The sequence below is a fragment of the Streptomyces sp. NPDC006610 genome (assembly GCF_040611575.1).
Taxonomy (GTDB): Bacteria; Actinomycetota; Actinomycetes; order Streptomycetales; family Streptomycetaceae; genus Streptomyces.
Genome location: NZ_JBEXOP010000015.1, coordinates 125880 through 147908 on the forward strand (window position 1 = coordinate 125880; position 22029 = coordinate 147908).

The following is a 22029-nucleotide window of genomic DNA, read 5'->3' on the forward strand; positions in this document are numbered from 1 at the left end:
CGTCAGATCATGCCGGACCGTCGTGCTCCTCGCCTGCCCCGCCCGGCACTTCGGCAAGCCGCGCGGCCGTCTGCTTCTCGGCGATCCTGCGGTGTTCGGCGGCCTTTCGCTCGTGGATCTCCGCCATCCGCAGGTGGTAGGCCGGGTCGTGCAGCTCGTAGACGTCGGGGACGCCGTCGAGGTCGTCGTCGCGCTCCTCGTCCTCGTAGAGCCGCCGGTACTTGGCGTTGCGGAACTTCAGCAGCACGGTGGCGACGGCCGCCGCGATCAGCGAGCCGGCCAGGACGGCGGCCTTGACCTCGTCGGTGAGCGCCGCGTCGCCCTCGAAGGCCAGTTCGCCGATCAGCAGCGAGACGGTGAAGCCGATGCCGGCCAGCGAGGCGACGGCGAAGACGTCCGCCCACTCCAGGTCGTCGCTGAGCGAGGCGCGCGTGAAGCGGGCGGTGAGCCAGGTGCCGCCGAAGATGCCGAGGGTCTTGCCGACGACGAGGCCGAGGACGACGCCGAGCGTCTCCGGCTGGGTGAACACCTCCCCGAGGGCGCCGCCGGAGATCGACACGCCCGCGCTGAACAGCGCGAACAGCGGGACGGCCAGGCCCGCGGACAGGGGGCGCACGAGGTGCTCGATGTGACCGCCGGGGGAGTGCTCCTCGCCCTCACGGGTGCTGCAGCGCAGCATCAGGCCCATGGCGACGCCGGCGATGGTGGCGTGGATGCCGCTGTTGTACATCAGCGCCCAGATCACCAGCGCCAGCGGGACGTAGACGTACCAGCCCTTCACGCCCTTGCGCAGCAGCAGCCAGAACAGGGCGAGGCCGAGCGCCGAGCCGCCGAGGGCGAGGAAGTCGAGGTCGTCGGTGAAGAAGACGGCGATGATCAGGATCGCGAAGAGGTCGTCGACCACGGCGAGCGTGAGCAGGAAGGCGCGCAGCGCGCTCGGCAGGGAGGTGCCGATGACGGCCAGCACGGCGAGCGCGAACGCGATGTCCGTCGCGGTGGGCACGGCCCAGCCGGCCAGGGATCCGCCGCCGGCCGAGCTGGTGAGGGTGTAGACGAGCGCGGGTACGGCCATGCCGCACAGCGCGGCGACGACCGGCAGGGCCGCCGCCCTGGGGTCGCGCAGGTCGCCGGCGACCAGCTCGCGCTTGAGTTCGATGCCGGCGACGAAGAAGAAGATCGCCAGGAGCCCGTCGGCGGCCCAGTGTTCGATCGACAGGTCGAGGCCCAGGGAGGCGGGGCCGATGTGGAAGTGGCTGACGCTCTCGTAGCTGTCGCTCAGCGCGGGTATGTTCGCCCAGGCCAGCGCGGCGACCGCGGCGAGCAGCAGCAGCACGCCGCCGACGGTCTCGGTGCGCAGGGCGTCCGCGACGAAGTTCCGCTCGGGCAGGGAGAGGCGGCCGAAGACCTTGCGGGGAGCGGGCGGCGGGGGCGTGGTCATGGGAAGGACCTCCGGTCTCGGGCAGCACGGAACACATGCCGACCAGACTTCCCGGCGCACCTTTGATCACTGTCGCTCTGTTGACGCGTTCTTTAGCTTACCTAAGCTGCGGCGGTCCGGCGCAGTGATCTCCGGTCCGGTGCCGCGGACGGCTGTCCGAGGGTGCTCCCGGACAGCCGTCGCGTCAGTCCCGTCGTCCCGTCGCGTCAGTCCTCGCCGGGCGCGGCCGGGAGCTTGGCCTGGATGAGGTCCATGACCGTGGAGTCGGTCAGTGTGGTCACGTCACCGAGCTGACGGTTCTCGGCGACGTCGCGCAGCAGCCGGCGCATGATCTTGCCCGAGCGGGTCTTGGGCAGCTCCGCCACCGGCAGGATCCGCTTGGGCTTGGCGATCGGGCCGAGGGCGGCGCCGACGTGGTTGCGCAGCTCGCCGACGAGGCTGTCGGTCTCCGACGCCGTACCGCGCAGGATCACGAAGGCGACGATCGCCTGCCCGGTCGTCTCGTCGGCCGCGCCGACCACGGCCGCCTCGGCGACGGACGGGTGCGAGACGAGCGCCGACTCCACCTCGGTGGTGGAGATGTTGTGCCCGGACACCAGCATCACGTCGTCCACCCGGCCGAGCAGCCAGATGTCGCCGTCGTCGTCCTTCTTCGCGCCGTCGCCGGCGAAGTACCTGCCCTCGAACCGCGACCAGTAGGTGTCCAGGAACCGCTGGTCGTCGCCCCAGATGGTGCGCAGCATGGACGGCCACGGCTCGGTGAGGACCAGGTAGCCGCCCCCGCCGTTGGGCACCTCGTTCGCCTCGTCGTCCACGACGGTGGCGCAGATGCCGGGCAGCGGGCGCTGCGCGGAGCCCGGCTTGGTCTCGGTGACGCCCGGCAGCGGCGAGATCATCATCGCGCCGGTCTCGGTCTGCCACCAGGTGTCCACGATCGGGGTCCGGTCCGCGCCGATGTGCTTGCGGTACCAGATCCACGCCTCGGGGTTGATCGGCTCGCCCACCGAGCCCAGCACCCGCAGGCTGCTCAGGTCGAACTTGGCGGGGATGTCGTCGCCCCACTTCATGAACGTCCGGATCGCGGTGGGCGCGGTGTAGAGGATCGTCACGCCGTACTTCTGCACGATCTCCCAGAACCGGCCCTGGTGCGGGGTGTCCGGGGTGCCCTCGTACATGACCTGGGTGGCGCCGTTGGCGAGCGGCCCGTAGACGATGTACGAGTGCCCGGTGACCCAGCCGACGTCGGCGGTGCACCAGTAGACGTCGGTCTCCGGCTTGAGGTCGAAGACGGCGTGGTGGGTGTACGCCACCTGGGTGAGGTAGCCGCCGGAGGTGTGCAGGATGCCCTTGGGCTTACCCGTCGTGCCCGACGTGTAGAGGATGAACAGCGGGTGCTCGGCGTCGAAGGCCTCGGGGGTGTGCTCGGCGCTCTGCCGGTCGACCAGTTCGTGCCACCACACGTCCCGCTCGTCGTGCCAGGTGACGTCCTGCCCGGTGCGGCGGACCACGAGCACGTGCTCGACGTTGCCCGCGCGCTCGACTGCCTCGTCCACGGCCGGCTTCAGCGCGGACGGCTTGCCGCGCCGGTAGCCGCCGTCGGCGGTGATGACGACCTTGGCGTCGGCGTCCTGGATACGGGTCGCGAGCGCGTCCGCCGAGAAGCCGCCGAAGACGACCGAGTGGGCCGCGCCGATCCGGGCGCAGGCCAGCATCGCGATCGCCGTCTCCGGGATCATCGGCATGTAGACGGCGACCCGGTCGCCCTTGCGCACGCCCAGGTCCAGCAGGGCGTTCGCCGCCCTGGAGACCTCGTCCTTCAGCTCGGCGTAGGTGATGGCGCGGCCGTCGCCGGGCTCGCCCTCGAAGTGGATGGCGACCCGGTCGCCGTGGCCCGCCTCGACGTGCCGGTCGACGCAGTTGTAGGCGACGTTGAGCGTGCCGTCCTTGAACCACTTGGCGAACGGCGGGTTCGACCAGTCCAGCGTCTCGGTCGGCTCCTTGGCCCAGGTCAGCCGGCGGGCCTGCTCGGCCCAGAAGCCGAGCCTGTCAGCCTTGGCCTGTTCGTACGCCTCCGCCGTGACGTTGGCGGCGGCGGCCAGGTCGGCGGGCGGCGGGAACCTGCGCTCTTCCTTGAGCAGGTTGGCCAGGCTTTCGTTGCTCACGACATCTCCCTTTCGAAGGGTGTCCGTTGTGTCCCAGGCCACAGCTCATCAGACGGAATGGCCCGGTGACAAGGGTCGTCGGGAAATTGGTTTAGACCTATGCGGGTGTGCGGCCCCCGGCGGTACGGAACCGCTGCCGGCGCCCGCCATGCCGGGTCATTCCTTCCCACGGACGGCGCCGGGGCGGGGTTCAGGTCTGTAACGGCCCTCACATGAGCGTGCGGACGGCCCTGGAGAATCACTCTGGAGAGTGATGCGGGCATTTGATCGGCTTGTCGTATTAATTCCTTCTCGGCCTTGTGCGACCTTGGCGGCGCTGCCGGAAATCCCGGCAGATCGTCAGAAAACGCCCGCTTCGGCGTTGGCCCGAGTCAAGGAAGTAGGTGGGCGGACATGGCCGCCAGCCAGAAGATCGCCGCGGGCGTCGTGGTCGCCGCGGTCTGTGCCGGATCGCTCGCCGGGTGCGCGTTCGACGGCGACGACGCCGGGGGAGGGGGGAGCGGGCCGCACCGGGAGGTGAGCGGTCCGCGGGAGGGCGGGGGCGCGGACGGGCCGCGGGAAGGCGGGGAGGGCGAGGGCGGCGGCGGGGCGCGGGAGGCGCGGCCGGCGCCGGCGCCGCCCAAGAGCGCGATCCGGCTGATCGGCGACGGCTCCACCGCGTTCACCGGCGCCCAGCCGCACCTGCCCCGCCCGCAGCGGCTGAAGCCCGGTCAGCGCCCACCGCAGTTCGTGGTGTTCTCCTGGGACGGCGCGGGCGAGGACAGTCAGCGGCTGTTCTCCCACTTCCGCAAGGTCGCCAGGGCGAACAACGCGACGATGACGTACTTCCTCAGCGGCGTCTACCTGCTGCCCAAGGACAAGGCCGAGCTGTACAGGCCGCCGCAGCACTCCCCGGGCCGCTCCGACATCGGCTTCAACGACCGCCGGGGCATCGCCGACACCGTCGAGCAGCTGCGGCTGGCCTGGTTGGAGGGCAACGAGGTCGGCACCCACTTCAACGGCCACTTCTGTGGCGGCACGGGCGGCGTCGGCGACTGGTCGGTGAAGGAGTGGAAGGACGAGATCGCCCAGGCCAAGCAGTTCGTGAAGTCCTGGAAGACCAACTCCGGCATGAGGAGCGCCTCCCCGCTGCCCTTCGACTACGACAAGGAGCTGATCGGCGCCCGCACCCCCTGCCTGGAGGGCCGCGCCAACTTCCTCAAGGCCGCCCGCGAACTGGGCTTCCGCTACGACACCAGCGGCGTCAACAACCAGGTCTGGCCCGGCAAGAAGGAGGGCCTGTGGGACCTGTCGATGCAACTGGTGCCGTTCCCCGGGCACTCCTTCGAGCAACTCACCATGGACTACAACTTCATGGTCAACCAGTCGGGCACCACCACCCAGGGCGACCCCGCCAAGCACCGGCAGTGGGGGGACCAGATGCGCGACGCCCTGCTCATGGGCTTCCAGCGGGCCTACGACGGCAACCGCGCGCCGCTGATCATCGGCAACCACTTCGAGTCCTGGAACGGCGGCGCCTACATGCGCGCCGTCGAGGAGGTCATCGCGACGGTGTGCACCAAGGCGGAGGTGCGCTGCGTCTCGTTCCGGCAGCTCGCGGACTGGCTGGACGCCCAGGACCCGGCGGTGCTGGCCAAGCTGCGCACGCTCGGGGTGGGAGAGGCCCCCAAGCAGGGCTGGGCGTCCTTCCTGTCCGCCCGCCCGGCCCCGGCCCCGAAGGGCGTGCCGGGCGCGCCGGCGGACCGGCGCTGACGGTCAGGCGGGGGCCGTGACGCCCTCGCCGAGGACGAAACCGGGGTCGATCTGCGCCGCCAGGTCGGCCCCGGTGCGCTCGTTCCCCCAGGACTGGGCGTTCTTCAGATGGAAGTGGACCATCTGGCGCGTGTAGCGGTCCCAGTCCCGCCGCTCGTACGTGGCGTCGGCGGCCGTCCGCAGCGTCTCCAGGGCGCGGCGGTTGGCGTCCTCCAGGAGCTCGAACCGGGGCGGCCGGCCCTTCTCCATGGCGCGCACCCAGTCGGAGTGCCCCACGGTCACGAGCAGGTCGTCGCCGACCTCGGCACGCAGGAAGTCGAGGTCGTCCGGACCCTGCACCTTGTTGCCGACGACCCTCAGCTCGACGCCGAAGTCGCGGGCGTACTCCTTGTACTGGCGATAGACGGAGACCCCCTTCCGGGTCGGCTCGGCGACGAGGAACGTCATGTCGAAGCGGGTGAACATGCCCGAGGCGAAGGAGTCCGAGCCCGCCGTCATGTCCACCACGACGTACTCGTCGGGGCCGTCGACGAGGTGGTTCAGGCACAGCTCCACCGCTCCGGTCTTGGAGTGGTAGCAGGCGACCCCCAGGTCGGCGTCGGTGAAGGGGCCGGTGACCATCAAACGGACGGCCCCGCCGTCGAGTTCCACCGGCCGGGCGCAGGCGTCGTAGACCGGGTTGTCCTCGCGCACCCGCAGCAGCCGCGAACCCTCGCCGGGCGGCGTCGTCTTGATCATCGTTTCGGCGGAGGCGATGCGCGGGTTGGAGCCGCGCAGGTAGTCCTTGATCAGCGGCAGCCGGTCGCCCATCGCGGGCAGCGCCGCGGCCTCCGGCTCGTCGAGCCCGAGCGCGGCCCCGAGGTGCTGGTTGATGTCGGCGTCGACCGCGACGACCGGGGCGCCCGCGGCGGCCAGGTGACGGATGAAAAGGGACGACAGGGTGGTCTTGCCGCTGCCGCCCTTCCCGACGAAAGCAATTTTCATGTTCAGTAAGCGTAGTGCCGCGACGGCGGCGCGGGGCGCACGCGCGTGAAGAAGACCACTCCTTCGTGGGGCGCGGGCCCTGGGTGCGTAGGGTCGTACTCATGAGTACGACAGGCGCGTCCGCCGATCCGCTCGCGGCCCTGGGCTCCCTGCCCGGCGTGGCCGAGTCCGTGGAGTCCGTGCGCAAGGCCGTGGACCGGGTCTACGGACACCGGGTCATGCGCCGGCGCAGCAACGAGATCACGTCCGAGGCCGCCCTGCGCGGCGCCCGCGGCTCCGCGGCGCTGTCCGGGGCCGACTGGGCGCTGGAGGAGGTGCGCCGGCGCACCGACTTCGGTGTCGACGACGAGGCGCGCGTGATGGGCGCCGCCCTCCGGCTGACCGCGGAGGCGGGGCAGCTGCTGTCCATCTGGCGGCAGTCCCCGCTGCGGGTGCTGGCCCGGCTGCATCTGGTGGCAGCGGCGGACGACGCCGACCGGGTGGGGCGGCCCCGGCAGGAGGGCGAGCCGGTCGACGAGCCGCTGATCGGGCAGCCGCTGCCGAGTGCGGCGGAGGTGTCGGGGCGGCTGGAAGGGCTGTCCGAGCTGGTCATCGCGGGCAGTTCCGCGCCGGCCCTGGTCCAGGCGGCCGTGGTGCACGGCGAGCTGCTCGCGCTGCGCCCCTTCGTGTCGTACAACGGCCTGGTCGCGCGCGCGGCCGAGCGGATCGTGCTGGTGGGCAGCGGCCTCGACCCGAAGTCCGTCTGCCCGGCGGAGACGGGCCACGCCGAGCTGGGCCGCGAGGCCTACCTGACGGCCTTCGACGGCTACCTCTCCGGCACCGCGGAGGGCATGGCGGCGTGGATCGCGCACTGCGGGAAGGCCGTGGAGCTGGGTGCGCGCGAGTCGACGGCGGTCTGCGAGGCGCTCCAGCGCGGGGCGGCGTAGGGCAGGCCCGGGCCTGTCGGCCCTGCCGAAGGGGTGCGCACGGCGATCGCCTGCACGGCGAGCACCCGCCGTTGCCCACGAAAATGCGGCGGTACGAGTGCTCGTACCGCCGCTGGCATGCTCACCGGGTTACCAGGCGTCCTCGATATGTGCCCATCAGGTCGGGGACTTTGCCCGCCACCTGGTGCGGCTGGCCCGTAATCGACGGGTCGACGTCGCGTGGGTGCCCGGTGTTCATGCTCGGTCCGTGGGGCCAGTGTGCGTTTTGAAGGTGATCCTTTCGGATGTCCTTGGTCTCGCGGGCCGTTATGTCCTTTGTACTCCAGAATCGGTGGATGCGGAAGTGGAGGACCCGCTTCTTTTGGTTGTTCGTTCAATCTTGCTGGTGCGTCAGTCGGGTTCAGTGGGTGCGGGGGTTCGAGAGGCTCGGGGGGCGCTCGGTCTGGTGGGTTCAGGGGGCGCTGGGCTGGTGTTCACGCGGTCGCGGCGCGGCGGCGGTTGGCGTACCAGACCAGGCCGGCCGTGGCCGCCGCGGCGCCTATGGCCGCCGCCGCGACCAGTGCGGTCCGGGGCGGCGCCGAGAACCTCGGCAGCCGTTGCTTGAGCCGGACCGGACGGCGGAAGTCCAGGATCGGCCAGCCGCGCGCGACGGCCTCGCGGCGCAGGGCACGGTCCGGGTTGACGGCGTGCGGGTGGCCGACGGATTCCAGCATCGGCAGGTCGGTCACCGAATCGCTGTAGGCGTAGCAGCGCGAGAGGTCGTACCCCTCGGACTCGGCCAGCTCCCTGATCGCCTCCGCCTTCGTGGGCCCGTAGGCGTAGTACTCCACCTCGCCCGTGTAGCAGCCGTCGTCGCCGACGACCATGCGGGTGGCCACCACACGGTCCGCGCCGAGCAGTTCGCCGATCGGCTCGACGACCTCCGACCCCGATGTCGACACGATCACGACGTCCCGCCCAGCGGTGTGGTGCTCCTCGATGAGGGAGGCGGCCTCGTCGTAGATGATCGGGTCGATGATGTCGTGCAGCGTCTCGGCGACGATCTCCTTGACCTGTTCGACGTTCCACCCGCGGCACAGTGCGGACAGGTAAGCGCGCATCCGTTCGATCTGTTCGTGGTCCGCGCTGCCGGCGAGGAAGACGAACTGCGCGTATGCGCTGCGCAGGACTCCCCGGCGGTTGATCAGACCGCCTTGGTAGAACGACTTGCTGAAGGTGAGCGTGCTGGACTTCGCAATGACCGTCTTGTCCAGGTCAAAGAAGGCCGCTGTGCGGGGCAACGAGTGGTTTTCCACGCCCCCGAGCATAGGGGCAGCCCATTCGGCGTAAGGTGGGGCGTGTGGGTTTGCCTGAGAAGGCTCTCGGGTACACCATGGAAGTCACGGATCGTTCGCGACCGTGCTAACCCGGCCCGACTCCTCCCCCCCCGAGTCGGCCGTGGGGACGACCCCCGCTCTCCCCCCCGGCGGGGGTCGTCGCATGTCCGGACGCATTTTTCCCTCCCTGTCGCGGTGCTCGCACCCTCCCGAGGCGGCTGAAGCCGCCTCCTCGGCATACCCATGATCCGTCACGGACGGTAGTCGCCGTACTGCTCTGTGGAAGTCGAGCGGGACAACGTGCGGGACTTCACCGGTATGGGTGATGGCGATATTCACAGCCTCCGGGATGTCCACAGTTATCCACCAAGATCCACTTTATTTCCGGGATCGCTGCACCGTGATTCCTGCGCGGCCCGAGCGGGACGAGTTCCCGGACCCGCTTCCGTTTGTCGGGCGCGTATGGCCGGATTCCGTCGGCCGCTCATAGGGAGGCCGCTCGCCGGTTCTCCATACCTATGGGAATCGCGGGGCCGCCGGCCGCGCGAGGGACCGCAGCCAGCAGCGAACGGGGAACGCACATGACCGGATCCGTCACCTACGATCCGCCGCCCGCCGGAGGGCGCCAGAGCACACCACTGATCGTCACCGAGGACGCCCGACTGCTCGACGACCTGCTCCGCCTGTGCGCCGCCGCGGGCGCCACGCCCGAGGTCCACCACTCGTTGCCGGAGCGCGGCGGCTGGGAGGCCGCCCCGCTCGTCCTGGTCGGCGACGACGCCGCCCGGCGCGTACGAGGGGTGGCCCGGCGGCGGGGCGTGGTGCTCGTCGGCCGCGACCAGGACGATCCGGGAGTCTGGGAGCGCGCGGTGCGGATCGGCGCCGACCACGTCCTGATGCTGCCCGACGGCGAGCAGTGGCTGGTCGACCGCATCGCCGACGTCGCCGAGGGCGTCGGTGCACCCGCCCTCACCGTCGGCGTCATCGGCGGGCGCGGCGGGGCCGGGGCGTCCACGCTGGCCTGCGCCCTCGCCGTCACCGCCGCTCGTGAAGGGCTGCGCACCCTGCTCGTGGACGCCGATCCGCTCGGCGGCGGGCTCGACGTCCTCCTCGGCGGGGAGACCACCGACGGGCTGCGCTGGCCCGCCTTCGCCGCCTCGCGCGGCCGGGTCGGCAGCGGCGCCCTGGAGGAGTCGCTGCCCGAGCTGCACTCGCTGCGGGTGCTCAGCTGGGACCGGGGCGACCGCGTCGCCGTCCCGCCGCAGGCCGTCCGGGCGGTGCTCGCGGCGGCCAGAAGGCGCGGCGGCGCGGTCGTCGTCGATCTGCCGCGCCGCGTGGACGAGACGGTGGCCGAGGTCCTCGCCCAGCTCGACGTCGGACTCCTGCTGGTCCCCGCCGAACTGCGCGCCGTCGCGGCCGGCGGCCGGGTCGCCGCCGCCGTCGGCATGGTCCTCGGCGACCTGCGTGTCGCGGTGCGCGGCCCGTACGCGCCCGGCCTGGACGACCGCGAGGTGGCCCGCCTCCTCGGGCTCCCGTTGGCGGGCGAGGTGCCCGTCGAGTCCGCCCTGCTGCGCCCCGGTGACGGGAAGTCCCCGCCGGGCGCGGGCGGAAGGGGGCCGCTGGCGCGCTTCTGCAAGGAGTTCTGGGAGCGGGCGGTGCTGGAGGCGGGGTCGGCGTGAGGGGCGGGAGGGGGCGAGGAGTGAGGGCCGGCGGCGTGAGTGAGGTGAGGGGCGTGGGTGGCCTGAAGGGCGCGAGCGGCCCGAGGGTCGCGCGCGGGGGCGGCGGGTGAGTGGGTTGAGCGGTGTGAGAGGGCTGAGCGGGTCGAGTGGTGTGGACCGGGTGGACGGGGTGGACGGGGTGGACCGAGTGAACAGGCTGAACGGGGTGAGCCGGGTTCGACAGGTGCAGGGCTCGGGTGAGACCGGGTGGGCGGGTGGTCCGGCGCTGTTGGACGGGGTGCGGCAGCGGCTGGCCGAGAGCGGGGCCGAACCGACGCCGGCCCGGGTGGCACAGGCGCTGCGCGAACAGGGGCGGGTGCTCGGCCACGCCGAGGTGCTGGGGGCGGCCGAGCACCTGCGCTCCGAGCTGGTCGGCAGCGGTCCGCTGGAGCCGCTGCTGGCCGATCCCTCCGTCACGGACGTCCTGGTGTCGGCTCCGGACCGGGTCTGGGTCGACCGGGGCGGCGGACTGGAACTGACGCCCGTCTCCTTCCCGGACGCGGCGGCCGTACGACGTCTGGCGCAGCGACTGGCCGCCGTCGCGGGGCGGCGTCTGGACGACGCCAGGCCGTGGGTCGACGCCCGGCTGCCGGACGGGACCCGGCTGCACGCCGTGCTGCCGCCGGTCGCCGTCGACTGCACCTGCCTGTCCCTGCGCGTGGTCCGCCCGCGCGCGTTCACGCTCAGGGAGCTGGTCGAGGCGGGCACGGTTCCGCCGGGCGGCGACCGAGTGCTGTGGGCTTTGCTGCGGGCACGGCTGTCCTTCCTGATCAGCGGGGGCACCGGCACCGGAAAGACGACGCTGCTGAGCGCCCTGCTGGGGCTGGTCGGACCGGGCGAGCGGATCGTGCTCGCCGAGGACTCGGCCGAGCTGCGGCCGGACCATCCGCACGTCGTCCGGCTGGAGAGCAGACCTGCCAACCAGGAGGGTGCCGGGCTCGTCACGCTCGACGACCTGGTGCGGCAGGCGTTGCGGATGCGGCCCGACCGGCTGGTCGTGGGCGAAGTGCGCGGTCCTGAAGTGGTCCATCTGCTGGCCGCCTTGAACACGGGCCACGAGGGAGGCTGCGGCACCGTCCACGCCAACGCGGCGGCGGGCGTGCCGGCCCGGTTGGAGGCGCTCGGCACCGCAGCCGGGCTCGACCGAGCCGCGCTGCACAGCCAGTTGGCCGCCGCGCTCTCGGTCGTGCTGCACCTGGTGCGCGACCGTACCGGGCGGCGGCTCATCTCGGAAGTGCATGTGCTGGAGCGGGATCCGTCCGGGCTGGTGAGGACGGTGCCCGCGCTGCGGTGGGGCGAACAGGCGTTCCGGCGGGAGCGGGGCTGGGAGCGGCTGCGGGAGCTGCTGCGCGGTGGGGACGGAGGTGGTGGTGGCGAGGGAGTGGAGTGGTGATCGGCGGGGTGGGAGCGGGGCGGTCGAGTGAGCGGCGGCGGCTGGGCGAGGTCGAGGGTGACGAGGACGAAGGGTGAGCGGTGCTGTGCAGGAGTCGGTGACGGGGACGGCCGTGGTGTGCGGCGGGGCCGCGCTGTGGTTGATCGGCAGGGGCTGGCCCGGGGCGACGCGGGCTCGGATGCTGCTGGCCGGGGGTGAGGGCCGTGCCGGGGGCGGTGGCAGAGGCGGTGGAGTGGTGCGGGCCGGGCCGTCGTGGTGGCGATGGTGTGCCGGTGAGCTGCGGGGGCTGCGTGGGCGGTTCAGGGGCGAGTGGTGGGTCCTGGTGGTCGGGTTGGGTGGGGCGGTGCTGGGCGCATCCGTGCTGCCGGTGATCGTCGGGGCGGCCGGAGTGCCAGTGCTGCGGCGGGCGCGGCTGGCCCGGGAGGCGCGGCGGACAGGGGAGCGCCGCGGGGACGCGGTGATCGCGCTGTGCGGAGTGCTCGCCGGCGAGGTGCGGGCGGGACGACACCCGGGTGAGGCGCTGCTGCGGGCGGCACGGGAGTCCGGTGGCCTCGGTGAGGCGCAGGCGGCCGTGCTGGCGGCGGCGCGGTTCGGCGGGGACGTCCCGTCGGCGCTCGCGACGGCTGCACGCCGGCCGGGGGCCGACGGGCTGCTGGGGCTGGCGGCGTGCTGGCAGGTCGCCGTGGACCGGGGCGCGGGCCTTGCGGCAGGGCTGGACCGGCTCGAGGGCGCGCTGCGCGCGGAGCGGGACCAACGCGCGGAACTGCGTGCTCAGTTGGCCGGTGCTCGAGCCACCGCCGTGATGCTCGCCGGGCTGCCGGTGTTCGGCCTGTGCCTGGGGTCGGCCCTGGGCGCCGACCCGCTGCGAGTCCTGCTGCACACCGGCGCGGGTCTGGCCTGCCTGGTCGTCGGAGGGGTGTTGGAGGGGGTGGGGCTGTGGTGGGTGCTGCGGATCGTGCGGGGCGCGGAGGGGACGGGGTGAGGGGCGGTGGTGTGGGGCGGTGCTGTGCGGGGGCGGGGTCCGGTGTGGTGATGCATCGGCGGGGCGGCGGGGCGGCGGGCGGTGAGGGATCGAGGGACCGAGGGATCCGAGAGGGGAGCGGTGTGAGTGCGGAGGTTTTCCACAGGCTGGGGGTGGCCCTGGGGGTCGTGCTGCTCGGCGCGTGGTTGGTGGCGGGGGCGCGGGGAGCGCGGCAAAGACGCCGGGTGCGCAGGAGGTTGGGCGGGCTGGTGCCGGCCGGGGCTGATGCGGTGGTCGCCGAGCGGCGCCTGCGGGGCACACAGGTCGTACGCCGCTGGTGGCCGGTGGGCGTGGTGGCGGTCGCCGGGTGGGTGCTGGTCGGCGGGGTCATGGGCATGGCCGTCGGGACCGCGGGTGCGGTCGGGCTGTGGCGGTGGCGTCTGCGGCAGGCGGCGGCCGGTGGAGTCGAGGCCGAGTCGGACGCCCGGGCCGCCGCTCGCCAACTCCCGCTCGCCGCCGACCTGCTGGCCGCCTGCATCACGGCCGGCGCCGGACCGGTGATCGCCGCCCGGGCCGTGGGAGAGGCGCTGGGCGGTCCCGTCGGGGACGCGCTGGCACGCGGCGCGGCGGAGGTGCGGCTCGGGGGAGCGCCGGCCGAGGCGTGGCGCGCGCTGGCCGCCGCACCCGGCGCGGGAGCACTGGCGCGGTTGCTGGAACGGGCCGACGTCTCCGGGCTCCCCGCCGCGGCACCGGTCGCCCGGATCGCCGCCGACGCCCGCGCCGACTGGGCCCGGAGCGCGACGGAACGGGCCCGGCGGGCGGCCGTCATGGTCACGGCCCCGGTGGGGCTGTGCTTCCTGCCCGCCTTCATCGCGATGGGCGTGCTGCCCGTGGTGATCGGTCTGGCGGGAGGGGTGCTGGGAGGGGGTGGTGGCTGACGGCGGCGCGGCAGCACAGCGGCAGCGCGCTCCGGCGGTACGGCGGACGAGGCACGCCGGGGGCAGGAGGCCGGGCCGATGAGCAACTGAGCAACGACAAGCGACGACTACCGAATTCCACGAGCGACGACACGGACGTCGCAACCAGGCACAGGGACTTGAAGGGAGTTGGGATGAACCAGGCGAACCGGATGAATCACATGAAGCAGGTGACACGGGCGGTACAGGCGGTCCGGGCGTGGGCGCGGGCGCTGGTGTGCGGAACACGCGGGGTGCGGAGGGAGGCGGGCATGGTGACCTCCGAGTACGCCGTCGGCATCGTCGCCGCGGTGGCGTTCGCGGCGATCCTCTACAAGGTCATCACCAGCGGGCAGGTCAACGCGGAGCTGCAGGCCATCGTGAAGCGGGCGCTCGATGCGCGGATGTGAGCGGCGCACGGACCGGGACGGCGGGTTCGTCACGGCGGAGGCCGCGGTGGTGCTGCCAGTGCTGGTGATCTTCGCGATGGGGCTCACCTGGGTGGTGCTCGTCGTGGCCGCGCAGATCCAGTGCGTGGACGCGGCCAGGACCGGCGCCCGCGCGGCGGCCCGCCAGGACTCGCCCGACGCGGTCGTGACGGCGGTCCGGGAGGCGGCGCCGCACGGGGCGAGGGTCACGGTCAGCCGGGAGGCGGACCGGGTGCGGGTCGTGGTGACGGCCGAGGCGCCCGCGGTGGGACGGCTGGGTTACCGACTGCGGGAGGAGGCCGTGGCATTGGCGGAGGGGGCGCCGGGATGAGGACGAGACGGCATGCGTGCGGGGGCGGTCCGAGCCGGGGCCACCCGGCGGTGCGGGACCGCGGGGCTGCGCCGACCCGTCGGGTGAGGTGGATCCGCCTGGAGCGCCCTGACGCGGGCCGCGGGGTCGGGCCGACCCGTCGGGTGAGGTGGACCCGCCCGGCGAGCCCGGACGCGGATCGCGGGTCGGCCACCGTCTGGAGCGTGGGGGCGATCGCCGTCCTGTGCGTGGTGTTCGGCGTGGTGCTGGCCCTGGGACAGGCTGTCCTGGCCCGGCACCGGGCGGCCGGCGGCGCGGACCTGGCGGCGCTCGCGGCGGCGGACCAGTGGACGCTGGGCGCCTCGACGGCCTGCGACAGGGCGGACGAGATCGCGCGGGCGCAGGGTGCGCGGCTGACGCGGTGCGCGCTCGTCGGGGAGATCTCGGACGTGACGGCGACCGCGGGGCGGGGACCGTTCACGGCGGAGGTCCGGTCCCGGGCGGGCCCCGCGGACTGGGCGCCGCCGGGCACGGAGCCGGGCGGCACGGAGCCGCTGCCACCGCGCAGCCGGACTGCGGAGTCCGGCAGTGCCGGGCCGCTGCCGCCCAGCAGCCCGGCACCGTGAACGCCGCTACCGCTCCTCGCCCGGCGTCGCCTCCGACCCCTCTTCCGGCTTCTCCTCGGGCGCCCCCCGCAGCAGCACCGTCAGCAGTCGCACCGCGCCCCTCTTGTGCAGCGGATCGTTGCCGTTGCCGCACTTGGGGGACTGGATGCACGAGGGGCAGCCGGCGTCGCACTCGCAGGACGCGATGGCCTGGCGGGTCGCGGTGAGCCAGGAGCGGGCGGTGTGGAAGGCGCGTTCGGCGAATCCCGCGCCGCCCGGATGACCGTCGTAGACGAAGACCGTCGGGAGGAGGGTGTCGGGGTGCAGCGGGATCGAGACGCCGCCGATGTCCCAGCGGTCGCAGGTGGCGAAGAGGGGCAGCATGCCGATCGAGGCGTGCTCGGCGGCGTGCAGGGCGCCGCCGAGGATCTCCGGGTTGATCCGGGCCTCGTCCAGCTGATCCTCGGTGACCGTCCACCACACGGCGCGGGTGCGCAGGGTGCGGGGAGGCAGGTCGAGTTTGGACTCGCCCAGCACCTCGCCGGTGATGAGCCGGCGGCGGAGGAAGGAGACGACCTGGTTGGTGACCTCGACGGAGCCGTAGCACAGGCGCGCCGCGCCCCACGGGATCTCGACGTCGGTCTCCAGCACGGAGATGGAGGTGGTGTCGCGGGCGACCGTGGAGTACGGCGGGTTGGCCTCCTCGACCAGGGCGACCGAATCGTCCAGGTCGAGGGAGCGCACCAGATAGGTGCGCCCCTGATGGAGGTGGACGGCGCCCTCGTGGACGGTGGTGTGCGCGGACGCGGCGTCGACCGTGCCGAGCAGCCTGCCGGTGCCGCACTCCACGATCTGCACCGGCTGTCCGCCCTCGCCCCGGATGTCGGCCAGGTCGGCGGCCCGCTCCCGGCGGGTCCAGTGCCAGGCCCTGGTGCGCCGGCGCAGCAGCTTCGCCGCCTCCAGCTGGGGCAGCAGCTCCGCGCTGGCCGGCCCGAACAGCTCCAGGTCCTCCTCGACCAGCGGCAGCTCGGCGGCGGCGGCGCACAGGTGCGGGGCGAGGACGTACGGGTTGTCGGGGTCGAGGACGGTCGATTCCACCGGCTGGTCGAACAGGGCCTCGGGATGATGGACGAGGAAGGTGTCCAGCGGATCGTCGCGGGCGACCAGTACGGCCAGCGCCCCCTGCCCGGACCGCCCCGCCCGGCCCGCCTGCTGCCACAGCGACGCGCGCGTGCCCGGATAACCGGCGATCACCACCGCGTCGAGGCCGGACACGTCGACGCCGAGTTCGAGGGCGGTGGTGGCGGCGAGCCCGAGGAGTTCACCCGAATGGAGGGCTCGTTCCAGGGCGCGCCGTTCCTCGGGCAGATAGCCGCCCCGGTACGCCGCGACACGCCGGGCCAGGGAGCGGTCGATCTCGCCGAGCCGTTCCTGGGCGATCACCGAGATCAGCTCGGCCCCGCGCCGGGAGCGGACGAAGGCGACACTGCGCACGCCCTGGAGCGTGAGGTCGGTGAGGAGGTCGGCGGTCTCGGCGGTGGCGGTGCGGCGGACCGGGGCGCCCCTCTCGCCCTGCATGTCGGTGAGCGGGGGCTCCCACAGCGCGAACACCAGTTCACCGCGCGGCGAGGCGTCGTCGGCCACCTCCACCACCGGCAGGCCGGTCAGGCGGCGCGCGGCCACCGCGGGCTCGGCGGCGGTCGCCGAGGCCAGCAGGAACACGGGAGAGGAGCCGTAGCGGGCGCACAGGCGGCGCAGCCGGCGCAGCACGTGGGCGACGTGCGAGCCGAAGACGCCGCGGTAGGTGTGGCACTCGTCGACGACGACGTACTTGAGCGCCTTCAGGAAGGAGGCCCACCGCGGATGTGACGGCAGGATGCCCAGGTGGAGCATGTCCGGGTTGGTCAGGACGTAGGTCCCGTACTGGCGGATCCACTCGCGTTCCTCGAACGGGGTGTCGCCGTCGTACACGGCCGGCCGTACGGCGTGGCCCAACGGGCGGGAGAGCTCCTTCACGGCCCGGCACTGGTCCGCCGCGAGGGCCTTGGTGGGGGCCAGGTAGAGCGCGGTGGCGCCGCGGCCGTTCGGGGCCTCGGCGCCGTCCAGGAGGGTGGAGAACACCGGGACGAGGTACGCCAGCGACTTGCCGGAGGCGGTCCCGGTGGCGACGACCACCGAGTCGCCGTCCAGGGCGTGCTCGGCGGCACGCGCCTGGTGCGCCCAGGGGTGCTCGATGCCGGCGTCCCGCACGGCGGCGACGACCTCGGAACGGATCCGGTGCGGCCACACTGCATGGCGACCCGCGCGCGGGGGCAAGTGCTCCGTATGAGTGATGCGCGAGGCCCGGCTCGGACCGGAGGCGAGCCGGTCCAGCACCATGGCCGGAGTGGGCCGCGGTGCGGGCTGCGTCGGGGATCGATCGGATCGGTGATTCTCGGCCATCGGCACCGAGTGTGTCACTGGCGTGACGGACAATGGGACCAAGGCGTCGTGCACGCCTGCCGGTAAGTGATTGAATGCCATCGCGGCTGGCGAACCGTCCCGGGGGCTGAAACCCGAGATGCCCCGAGGGCGACCGCTCGATAGCAAGGTGCTGGAGGATCCGTGGACCTGTCCTTGTCGACCGAGACCATCGGCGATCGCACGATCGTCAGGGTCGGCGGCGAAATCGACGTATATACCGCGCCCAAGCTGCGCGAGCAGCTGGTCGAGTTGGTGAACGACGGCAGTTTCCACCTCGTCGTCGACATGGAGGGCGTGGACTTCCTCGACTCCACCGGGCTCGGCGTGCTGGTCGGCGGACTGAAGCGGGTGCGCGCCCATGAGGGCTCGCTGCGCCTGGTCTGCAACCAGGAGCGCATTCTGAAGATCTTCCGTATCACCGGCCTCACCAAGGTGTTCCCGATTCACACCTCGGTCGAGGAAGCGGTGGCGGCCACCGACTGATCACCGGTCCGGGCCGAGGGCCCGGGGAGGCAGAGTGAAACCGGGGGGCCGGGCTCGACGGCCCGGCCCCCCGACAGCACGCCCGTAGCTCAGAGGGGGACGCATGGCCACCGTCGAACTCCGCTTCAGCGCGTTGCCGGAGCACGTCAGGACCGCCCGCCTGGTGGCGGCGGCGGTGGCACGCAGGGCCGGGGTCGACGAGGCCGTCCTCGACGAGGTCAGACTCGCCGTGGGCGAGGCCTGCACGAGGGCCGTCGGACTCCACCAGAGCGGCGGGATCGCGGCGCCGGTGACGGTGTCGCTGATCGAGGAGGAGAAGCAGTTCTCCATCGAGGTCGGCGACGAGGCGCCGCATCAGGTCCCCGGGGCTCGCTCGGCCGCGGGAGCCGCCGGCGAGCCGGACCCGGAGACCGAGGAGGACGAGATGGGCCTCGCGGTCATCAGCGGGCTCGTCGACGAGGTGGAGGTCACCGCCGGGGAGCACGGTGGAAGGATCCGCATGACCTGGCCCACCACCCCGCCGCCGAACGTCACGCTTCCCTGACGCCCTCCTCTTTCACTCCGACGCAGTAATCACCGCAGTCTGTCTGCAGTAGTCACCGCAGTCACGCAGTCGCCGCGGTGAATTTCAGTAATCGCAGTCAACGAAGTCGTCGTCGCAGTCTTCACCGAGGGCCCTGCCGAGCAAGCAGGGCCCTCGGTGTTTTCCCGCGGCCCGCGAAGGCCCCGGAGGAATGCGTCCGGAGTATGAGAACTTTCCGGTTCCATGACTTCCTGCGATCATTTTCGTGGAGCGAGTGAACGCGAATCGCGGTTTGCCGTGCCCTGTTCTGATCGGGCTCGGACACCTGCACTCCGTCCACATCTTGAGCTCAGCCCAAGCGTCAAGGAGGACGAATGGCGGAGCTTTCTTCCCCGCACGAGTGGGATCACTCCACGGCCTTCGCGGCAGCGGTGCTGACCGACGGCAACCGGGTCCTGGTGCTGATTGTCGCGGCCGTCGCGCTGGCGGCGCTCGTGGTGGCCGGGGTGCTGTTGCGCCAGGTACTCGCCGCGGGCGAGGGCACCGACGGCATGAAGAAGATCGCCACCGCCATCCAGGAGGGCGCGAACGCCTATCTGGCACGGCAGTTGCGCACACTCGGCGTATTCGCCGTCGCCGTGTTCTTCCTGCTCCTGCTGCTGCCCGCGGACGACTGGAATCAGCGCGCCGGCCGGTCGGTGTTCTTCTTGATCGGCGCGGCCTTCTCGGCGGCCACCGGCTATATCGGAATGTGGCTCGCGGTGCGCAGCAATGTGCGTGTCGCCGCGGCGGCCCGTGAGGCGACTCCGGCGGAAGGCGAACCGGAAAAGGATCTCACCGCCGTATCGCACAGAGCAATGAAGATCGCCTTTCGCACGGGTGGCGTCGTCGGCATGTTCACGGTGGGCCTCGGGCTGCTCGGCGCCTCCTGCGTCGTGCTGGTGTACACCGCCGACGCGCCGAAGGTGCTGGAGGGCTTCGGGCTCGGGGCCGCCCTCATCGCCATGTTCATGAGGGTCGGCGGCGGCATCTTCACCAAGGCCGCCGACGTCGGCGCCGACCTGGTCGGCAAGGTCGAGAAGGGCATCCCGGAGGACGACCCGCGCAACGCCGCGACCATCGCCGACAACGTGGGCGACAACGTCGGCGACTGCGCGGGCATGGCGGCCGACCTCTTCGAGTCGTACGCCGTGACCCTCGTCGCCGCGCTGATCCTCGGCACCGCCGCCTTCGGCGACGCCGGGCTGGCCTTCCCGCTGCTCGTGCCCGCCATCGGAGTGATCACCGCGATGATCGGCATCTTCGCGGTCGCGCCGCGCCGGGCCGACCGCAGCGGGATGAGCGCGATCAACCGCGGGTTCTTCATCTCCGCCACGATCTCGCTGGTGCTGGTCGCCGTCGCCGTCTTCGTCTATCTGCCGGACACGTACGCGGAGCTGGACGGCGTCACCGACGCCGAGATTCTCGGGAAGGACGGCGACCCGCGGATCCTCGCACTCGTCGCAGTGGGCATCGGCATCGTCCTCGCCGCCCTCATCCAGCAGCTCACCGGCTACTTCACCGAGACCAGCCGCCGCCCGGTCCGGGACATCGGCCGGACCTCCCTCACCGGACCGGCCACCGTCGTCCTCGCCGGTATCGCCATCGGCCTGGAATCCGCGGTCTACACAGCTCTGTTGATCGGCCTCGGCGTCTACGGCGCCTTCCTGCTGGGCGGCACCTCGATCATGCTGGCGCTGTTCGCGGTCGCGCTGGCCGGCACCGGACTGCTCACCACGGTCGGCGTGATCGTCGCGATGGACACCTTCGGCCCGGTCTCCGACAACGCCCAGGGCATCGCCGAGATGTCCGGCGACGTCCGGGGCGCGGGCGCGCAGGTGCTCACCAACCTGGACGCGGTCGGCAACACGACCAAGGCCATCACCAAGGGCATCGCCATCGCCACGGCCGTCCTCGCCGCGTCGGCGCTCTTCGGGTCGTACCGCGACGCCATCGCCACCGGCGCGCGCGACGTCGGCGAGAAACTCGCCGGCGAGGACTCGCCGATGACGCTGGCGATGGACATCTCGCAGCCCAACAACCTGGTCGGACTGATCGCGGGGGCGGCGGTCGTCTTCCTCTTCTCGGGGCTTGCCATCAACGCCGTGTCGCGGTCGGCGGGTTCGGTGGTCTTCGAGGTGCGGCGGCAGTTCCGGGAACGGCCCGGGATCATGGACTACAGCGAGAAACCGGAGTACGGAAAGGTCGTCGACATCTGCACGAAGGACGCGCTGCGGGAACTGGCCACGCCCGGGCTGCTGGCCGTGCTGGCGCCGATCTTCATCGGGTTCACGCTGGGCGTCGGCGCGCTCGGCGCGTATCTCGCGGGGGCGATCGGGGCCGGCACGCTGATGGCGGTCTTCCTCGCCAACTCGGGCGGCGCCTGGGACAACGCCAAGAAGCTCGTCGAGGACGGCCACCACGGCGGCAAGGGCAGCGCCGCCCACGCCGCGACCGTGATCGGTGACACGGTCGGCGACCCCTTCAAGGACACCGCGGGCCCCGCGATCAACCCGCTGCTGAAGGTGATGAACCTGGTCGCGCTGCTGATCGCGCCCGCCGTCATCAAGTTCAGCTACGGCGCGGACGAGAACACCGGCGTGCGCGTCCTGATCGCGGGCCTCGCCCTGGCGGTCATCGTGGGGGCGGTGTACGCCTCCAAGCGGCGCGGCATCGCCATGGGCGACGAGGGCGACGCCGACGGCACCGCCAAACCCGTTGATCCGGCGGTGGTTTCGTAGCAGGGGGGCGGGAAACCCGGCTCAAGGGGCGGGCAGGCGGAGCGCGTTGACGCTTCGCCGGCCCGCCTCGCCGCTTTCGCGCCCCACCGTGAGCCTTCTCTCTCCCGCTCTCCCTTGCCGCAAATGGCTTCAAAATGGATCAAAGCAGATGTTTATCATATGTCTGCCGTCCGCTCGGCGTGTATGTTCCGGGGCCGAGAGCCATGGAAGGGACCAAACCGGTGAACAAGAAGCTCGCTGCCGCACTGTCCGGCGGTGCGGTACTCGTACTGGCACTGTCGGGATGCACCGGCGACGACGGGGACGACAAGCTGGACGCCTGGGCCAAGCAGGTCTGCGACGCCGTCAAACCGCAGGCGAAGAAGATCCAGGACGCCAACGCGGCGATCCAGAAGGAGACCTCCGACAACAGCGAGCCCGAGCAGGTCCAGAAGACCGACTCGGTGGCATTCGGGGACATGTCCGAGGCCTACAAGGCGATGGGTGCGGCTGTGAGCAAGGCCGGCGCGCCGGACGTCGAGGACGGCGAGAAGAAGCAGCAGGACGCGGTCAAGGAGCTGAACGGCCTCTCCGCCTCCTACGCCGATCTCCAGAAGCGGGTCGACAAGCTCGACACCAAGGACCAGGCCGAGTTCGCCGAGGGTCTCAAGGACATCGCCGGCCGACTCGACAAGCTCGGCAAGAGCGGCAGCGACGCCCTGAAGGCCCTGGAGGAGGGCGAGGTCGGCGAGGCGATGCAGAGGCAGGAGAGCTGCAAGAGCGCCTCCGCCTCCGCCTCGCCCGCGGCGGCGTAGTCGCCTGCGGCGGCGTAGTCGCCCGTGGCGGCCCGGT

Annotated in this window: 18 protein-coding genes; 13 read left to right on the forward strand and 5 right to left on the reverse strand. The window is 72.2% G+C overall.

The genetic code is table 11. The annotated features are described in order from the left end of the window. Positions 1-7: 7 nt before the first annotated feature. Entirely contained in the window at positions 8-1438 is a 1431-nt protein-coding gene (gene nhaA, locus ABZY13_RS15165) for a Na+/H+ antiporter NhaA (RefSeq protein WP_356630654.1), read from the reverse strand. Between the two features lie 206 nt (positions 1439-1644). Then, positions 1645-3600 carry an acetate--CoA ligase gene (acs, locus tag ABZY13_RS15170; protein WP_356630656.1) on the reverse strand — a complete coding sequence of 652 codons (1956 nt, stop codon included), beginning with the start codon at positions 3598-3600 and terminating at the stop codon, positions 1645-1647. Between the two features lie 393 nt (positions 3601-3993). On the opposite strand from acs, the gene ABZY13_RS15175 reads away from it, so the two are divergent. Beyond that, positions 3994-5352, forward strand: a complete 1359-nt coding sequence (locus ABZY13_RS15175; protein ID WP_356630658.1) for a hypothetical protein — start codon at positions 3994-3996, stop codon at positions 5350-5352. A 3-nt stretch (positions 5353-5355) separates the two neighbouring features. On the opposite strand, the gene ABZY13_RS15180 is transcribed toward ABZY13_RS15175, so the two are convergent. Then, positions 5356-6336 (reverse strand): ATP-binding protein, encoded by a 981-nt coding sequence (locus ABZY13_RS15180; RefSeq protein WP_356630660.1) that lies wholly within the window; start codon positions 6334-6336, stop codon positions 5356-5358. Positions 6337-6437: 101 nt separating this feature from the next. On the opposite strand from ABZY13_RS15180, the gene ABZY13_RS15185 reads away from it, so the two are divergent. Continuing rightward, positions 6438-7262 (forward strand): oxidoreductase, encoded by an 825-nt coding sequence (locus ABZY13_RS15185; protein WP_356630662.1) that lies wholly within the window; start codon positions 6438-6440, stop codon positions 7260-7262. A gap of 473 nt (positions 7263-7735) precedes the next feature. On the opposite strand, the gene ABZY13_RS15190 is transcribed toward ABZY13_RS15185, so the two are convergent. Further along, positions 7736-8569 carry an HAD-IB family hydrolase gene (locus ABZY13_RS15190; RefSeq protein WP_356630664.1) on the reverse strand — a complete coding sequence of 278 codons (834 nt, stop codon included), beginning with the start codon at positions 8567-8569 and terminating at the stop codon, positions 7736-7738. 590 nt (positions 8570-9159) lie between these two features. On the opposite strand from ABZY13_RS15190, the gene ssd reads away from it, so the two are divergent. The 7 genes from ssd to ABZY13_RS15225 all read left to right on the forward strand — a co-directional run bounded on the left by ssd (position 9160) and on the right by ABZY13_RS15225 (position 14970). Further along, positions 9160-10257 carry a septum site-determining protein Ssd gene (gene ssd, locus ABZY13_RS15195; protein ID WP_356630666.1) on the forward strand — a complete coding sequence of 366 codons (1098 nt, stop codon included), beginning with the start codon at positions 9160-9162 and terminating at the stop codon, positions 10255-10257. 205 nt (positions 10258-10462) lie between these two features. After that, a complete protein-coding gene (locus ABZY13_RS15200) occupies positions 10463-11689 on the forward strand; it encodes a TadA family conjugal transfer-associated ATPase (protein WP_356630668.1) in 1227 nt (408 codons plus the stop codon). A gap of 73 nt (positions 11690-11762) precedes the next feature. Beyond that, a complete protein-coding gene (locus ABZY13_RS15205; RefSeq protein WP_356630670.1) occupies positions 11763-12671 on the forward strand; it encodes a type II secretion system F family protein in 909 nt (302 codons plus the stop codon). Positions 12672-12793: 122 nt separating this feature from the next. Next, positions 12794-13588 carry a type II secretion system F family protein gene (locus ABZY13_RS15210; RefSeq protein WP_356630672.1) on the forward strand — a complete coding sequence of 265 codons (795 nt, stop codon included), beginning with the start codon at positions 12794-12796 and terminating at the stop codon, positions 13586-13588. 173 nt (positions 13589-13761) lie between these two features. Then, positions 13762-14016, forward strand: a complete 255-nt coding sequence (locus ABZY13_RS15215) for a DUF4244 domain-containing protein (protein WP_356630674.1) — start codon at positions 13762-13764, stop codon at positions 14014-14016. Beyond that, positions 14003-14365: a TadE family type IV pilus minor pilin gene (locus ABZY13_RS15220; protein WP_356630676.1), complete on the forward strand. Its 363-nt coding sequence runs from the start codon at positions 14003-14005 to the stop codon at positions 14363-14365. The genes ABZY13_RS15215 and ABZY13_RS15220 overlap by 14 nt, the downstream gene beginning before the upstream one ends. Before the next feature lie 143 nt (positions 14366-14508). Next, the gene (locus ABZY13_RS15225) at positions 14509-14970 is read left to right on the forward strand and encodes an Rv3654c family TadE-like protein (protein ID WP_356630678.1); all 462 of its coding nucleotides are present in this window, start codon (positions 14509-14511) and stop codon (positions 14968-14970) included. Between the two features lie 6 nt (positions 14971-14976). On the opposite strand, the gene ABZY13_RS15230 is transcribed toward ABZY13_RS15225, so the two are convergent. Then, positions 14977-17472: a DEAD/DEAH box helicase gene (locus tag ABZY13_RS15230; RefSeq protein WP_356630680.1), complete on the reverse strand. Its 2496-nt coding sequence runs from the start codon at positions 17470-17472 to the stop codon at positions 14977-14979. Positions 17473-17553: 81 nt separating this feature from the next. On the opposite strand from ABZY13_RS15230, the gene bldG reads away from it, so the two are divergent. The 4 genes from bldG (at position 17554) to ABZY13_RS15250 (ending at position 21992) form a co-directional block, all read left to right on the forward strand. Beyond that, the gene (bldG, locus tag ABZY13_RS15235; protein ID WP_024885807.1) at positions 17554-17895 is read left to right on the forward strand and encodes an anti-sigma factor antagonist BldG; all 342 of its coding nucleotides are present in this window, start codon (positions 17554-17556) and stop codon (positions 17893-17895) included. Between the two features lie 103 nt (positions 17896-17998). Beyond that, entirely contained in the window at positions 17999-18439 is a 441-nt protein-coding gene (locus tag ABZY13_RS15240; RefSeq protein ID WP_356630682.1) for an ATP-binding protein, read from the forward strand. A 353-nt stretch (positions 18440-18792) separates the two neighbouring features. After that, positions 18793-21198 carry a sodium-translocating pyrophosphatase gene (locus ABZY13_RS15245; RefSeq protein WP_356630684.1) on the forward strand — a complete coding sequence of 802 codons (2406 nt, stop codon included), beginning with the start codon at positions 18793-18795 and terminating at the stop codon, positions 21196-21198. 203 nt (positions 21199-21401) lie between these two features. After that, a complete protein-coding gene (locus ABZY13_RS15250; protein ID WP_356630686.1) occupies positions 21402-21992 on the forward strand; it encodes a small secreted protein in 591 nt (196 codons plus the stop codon). Positions 21993-22029 lie beyond the last annotated feature (37 nt).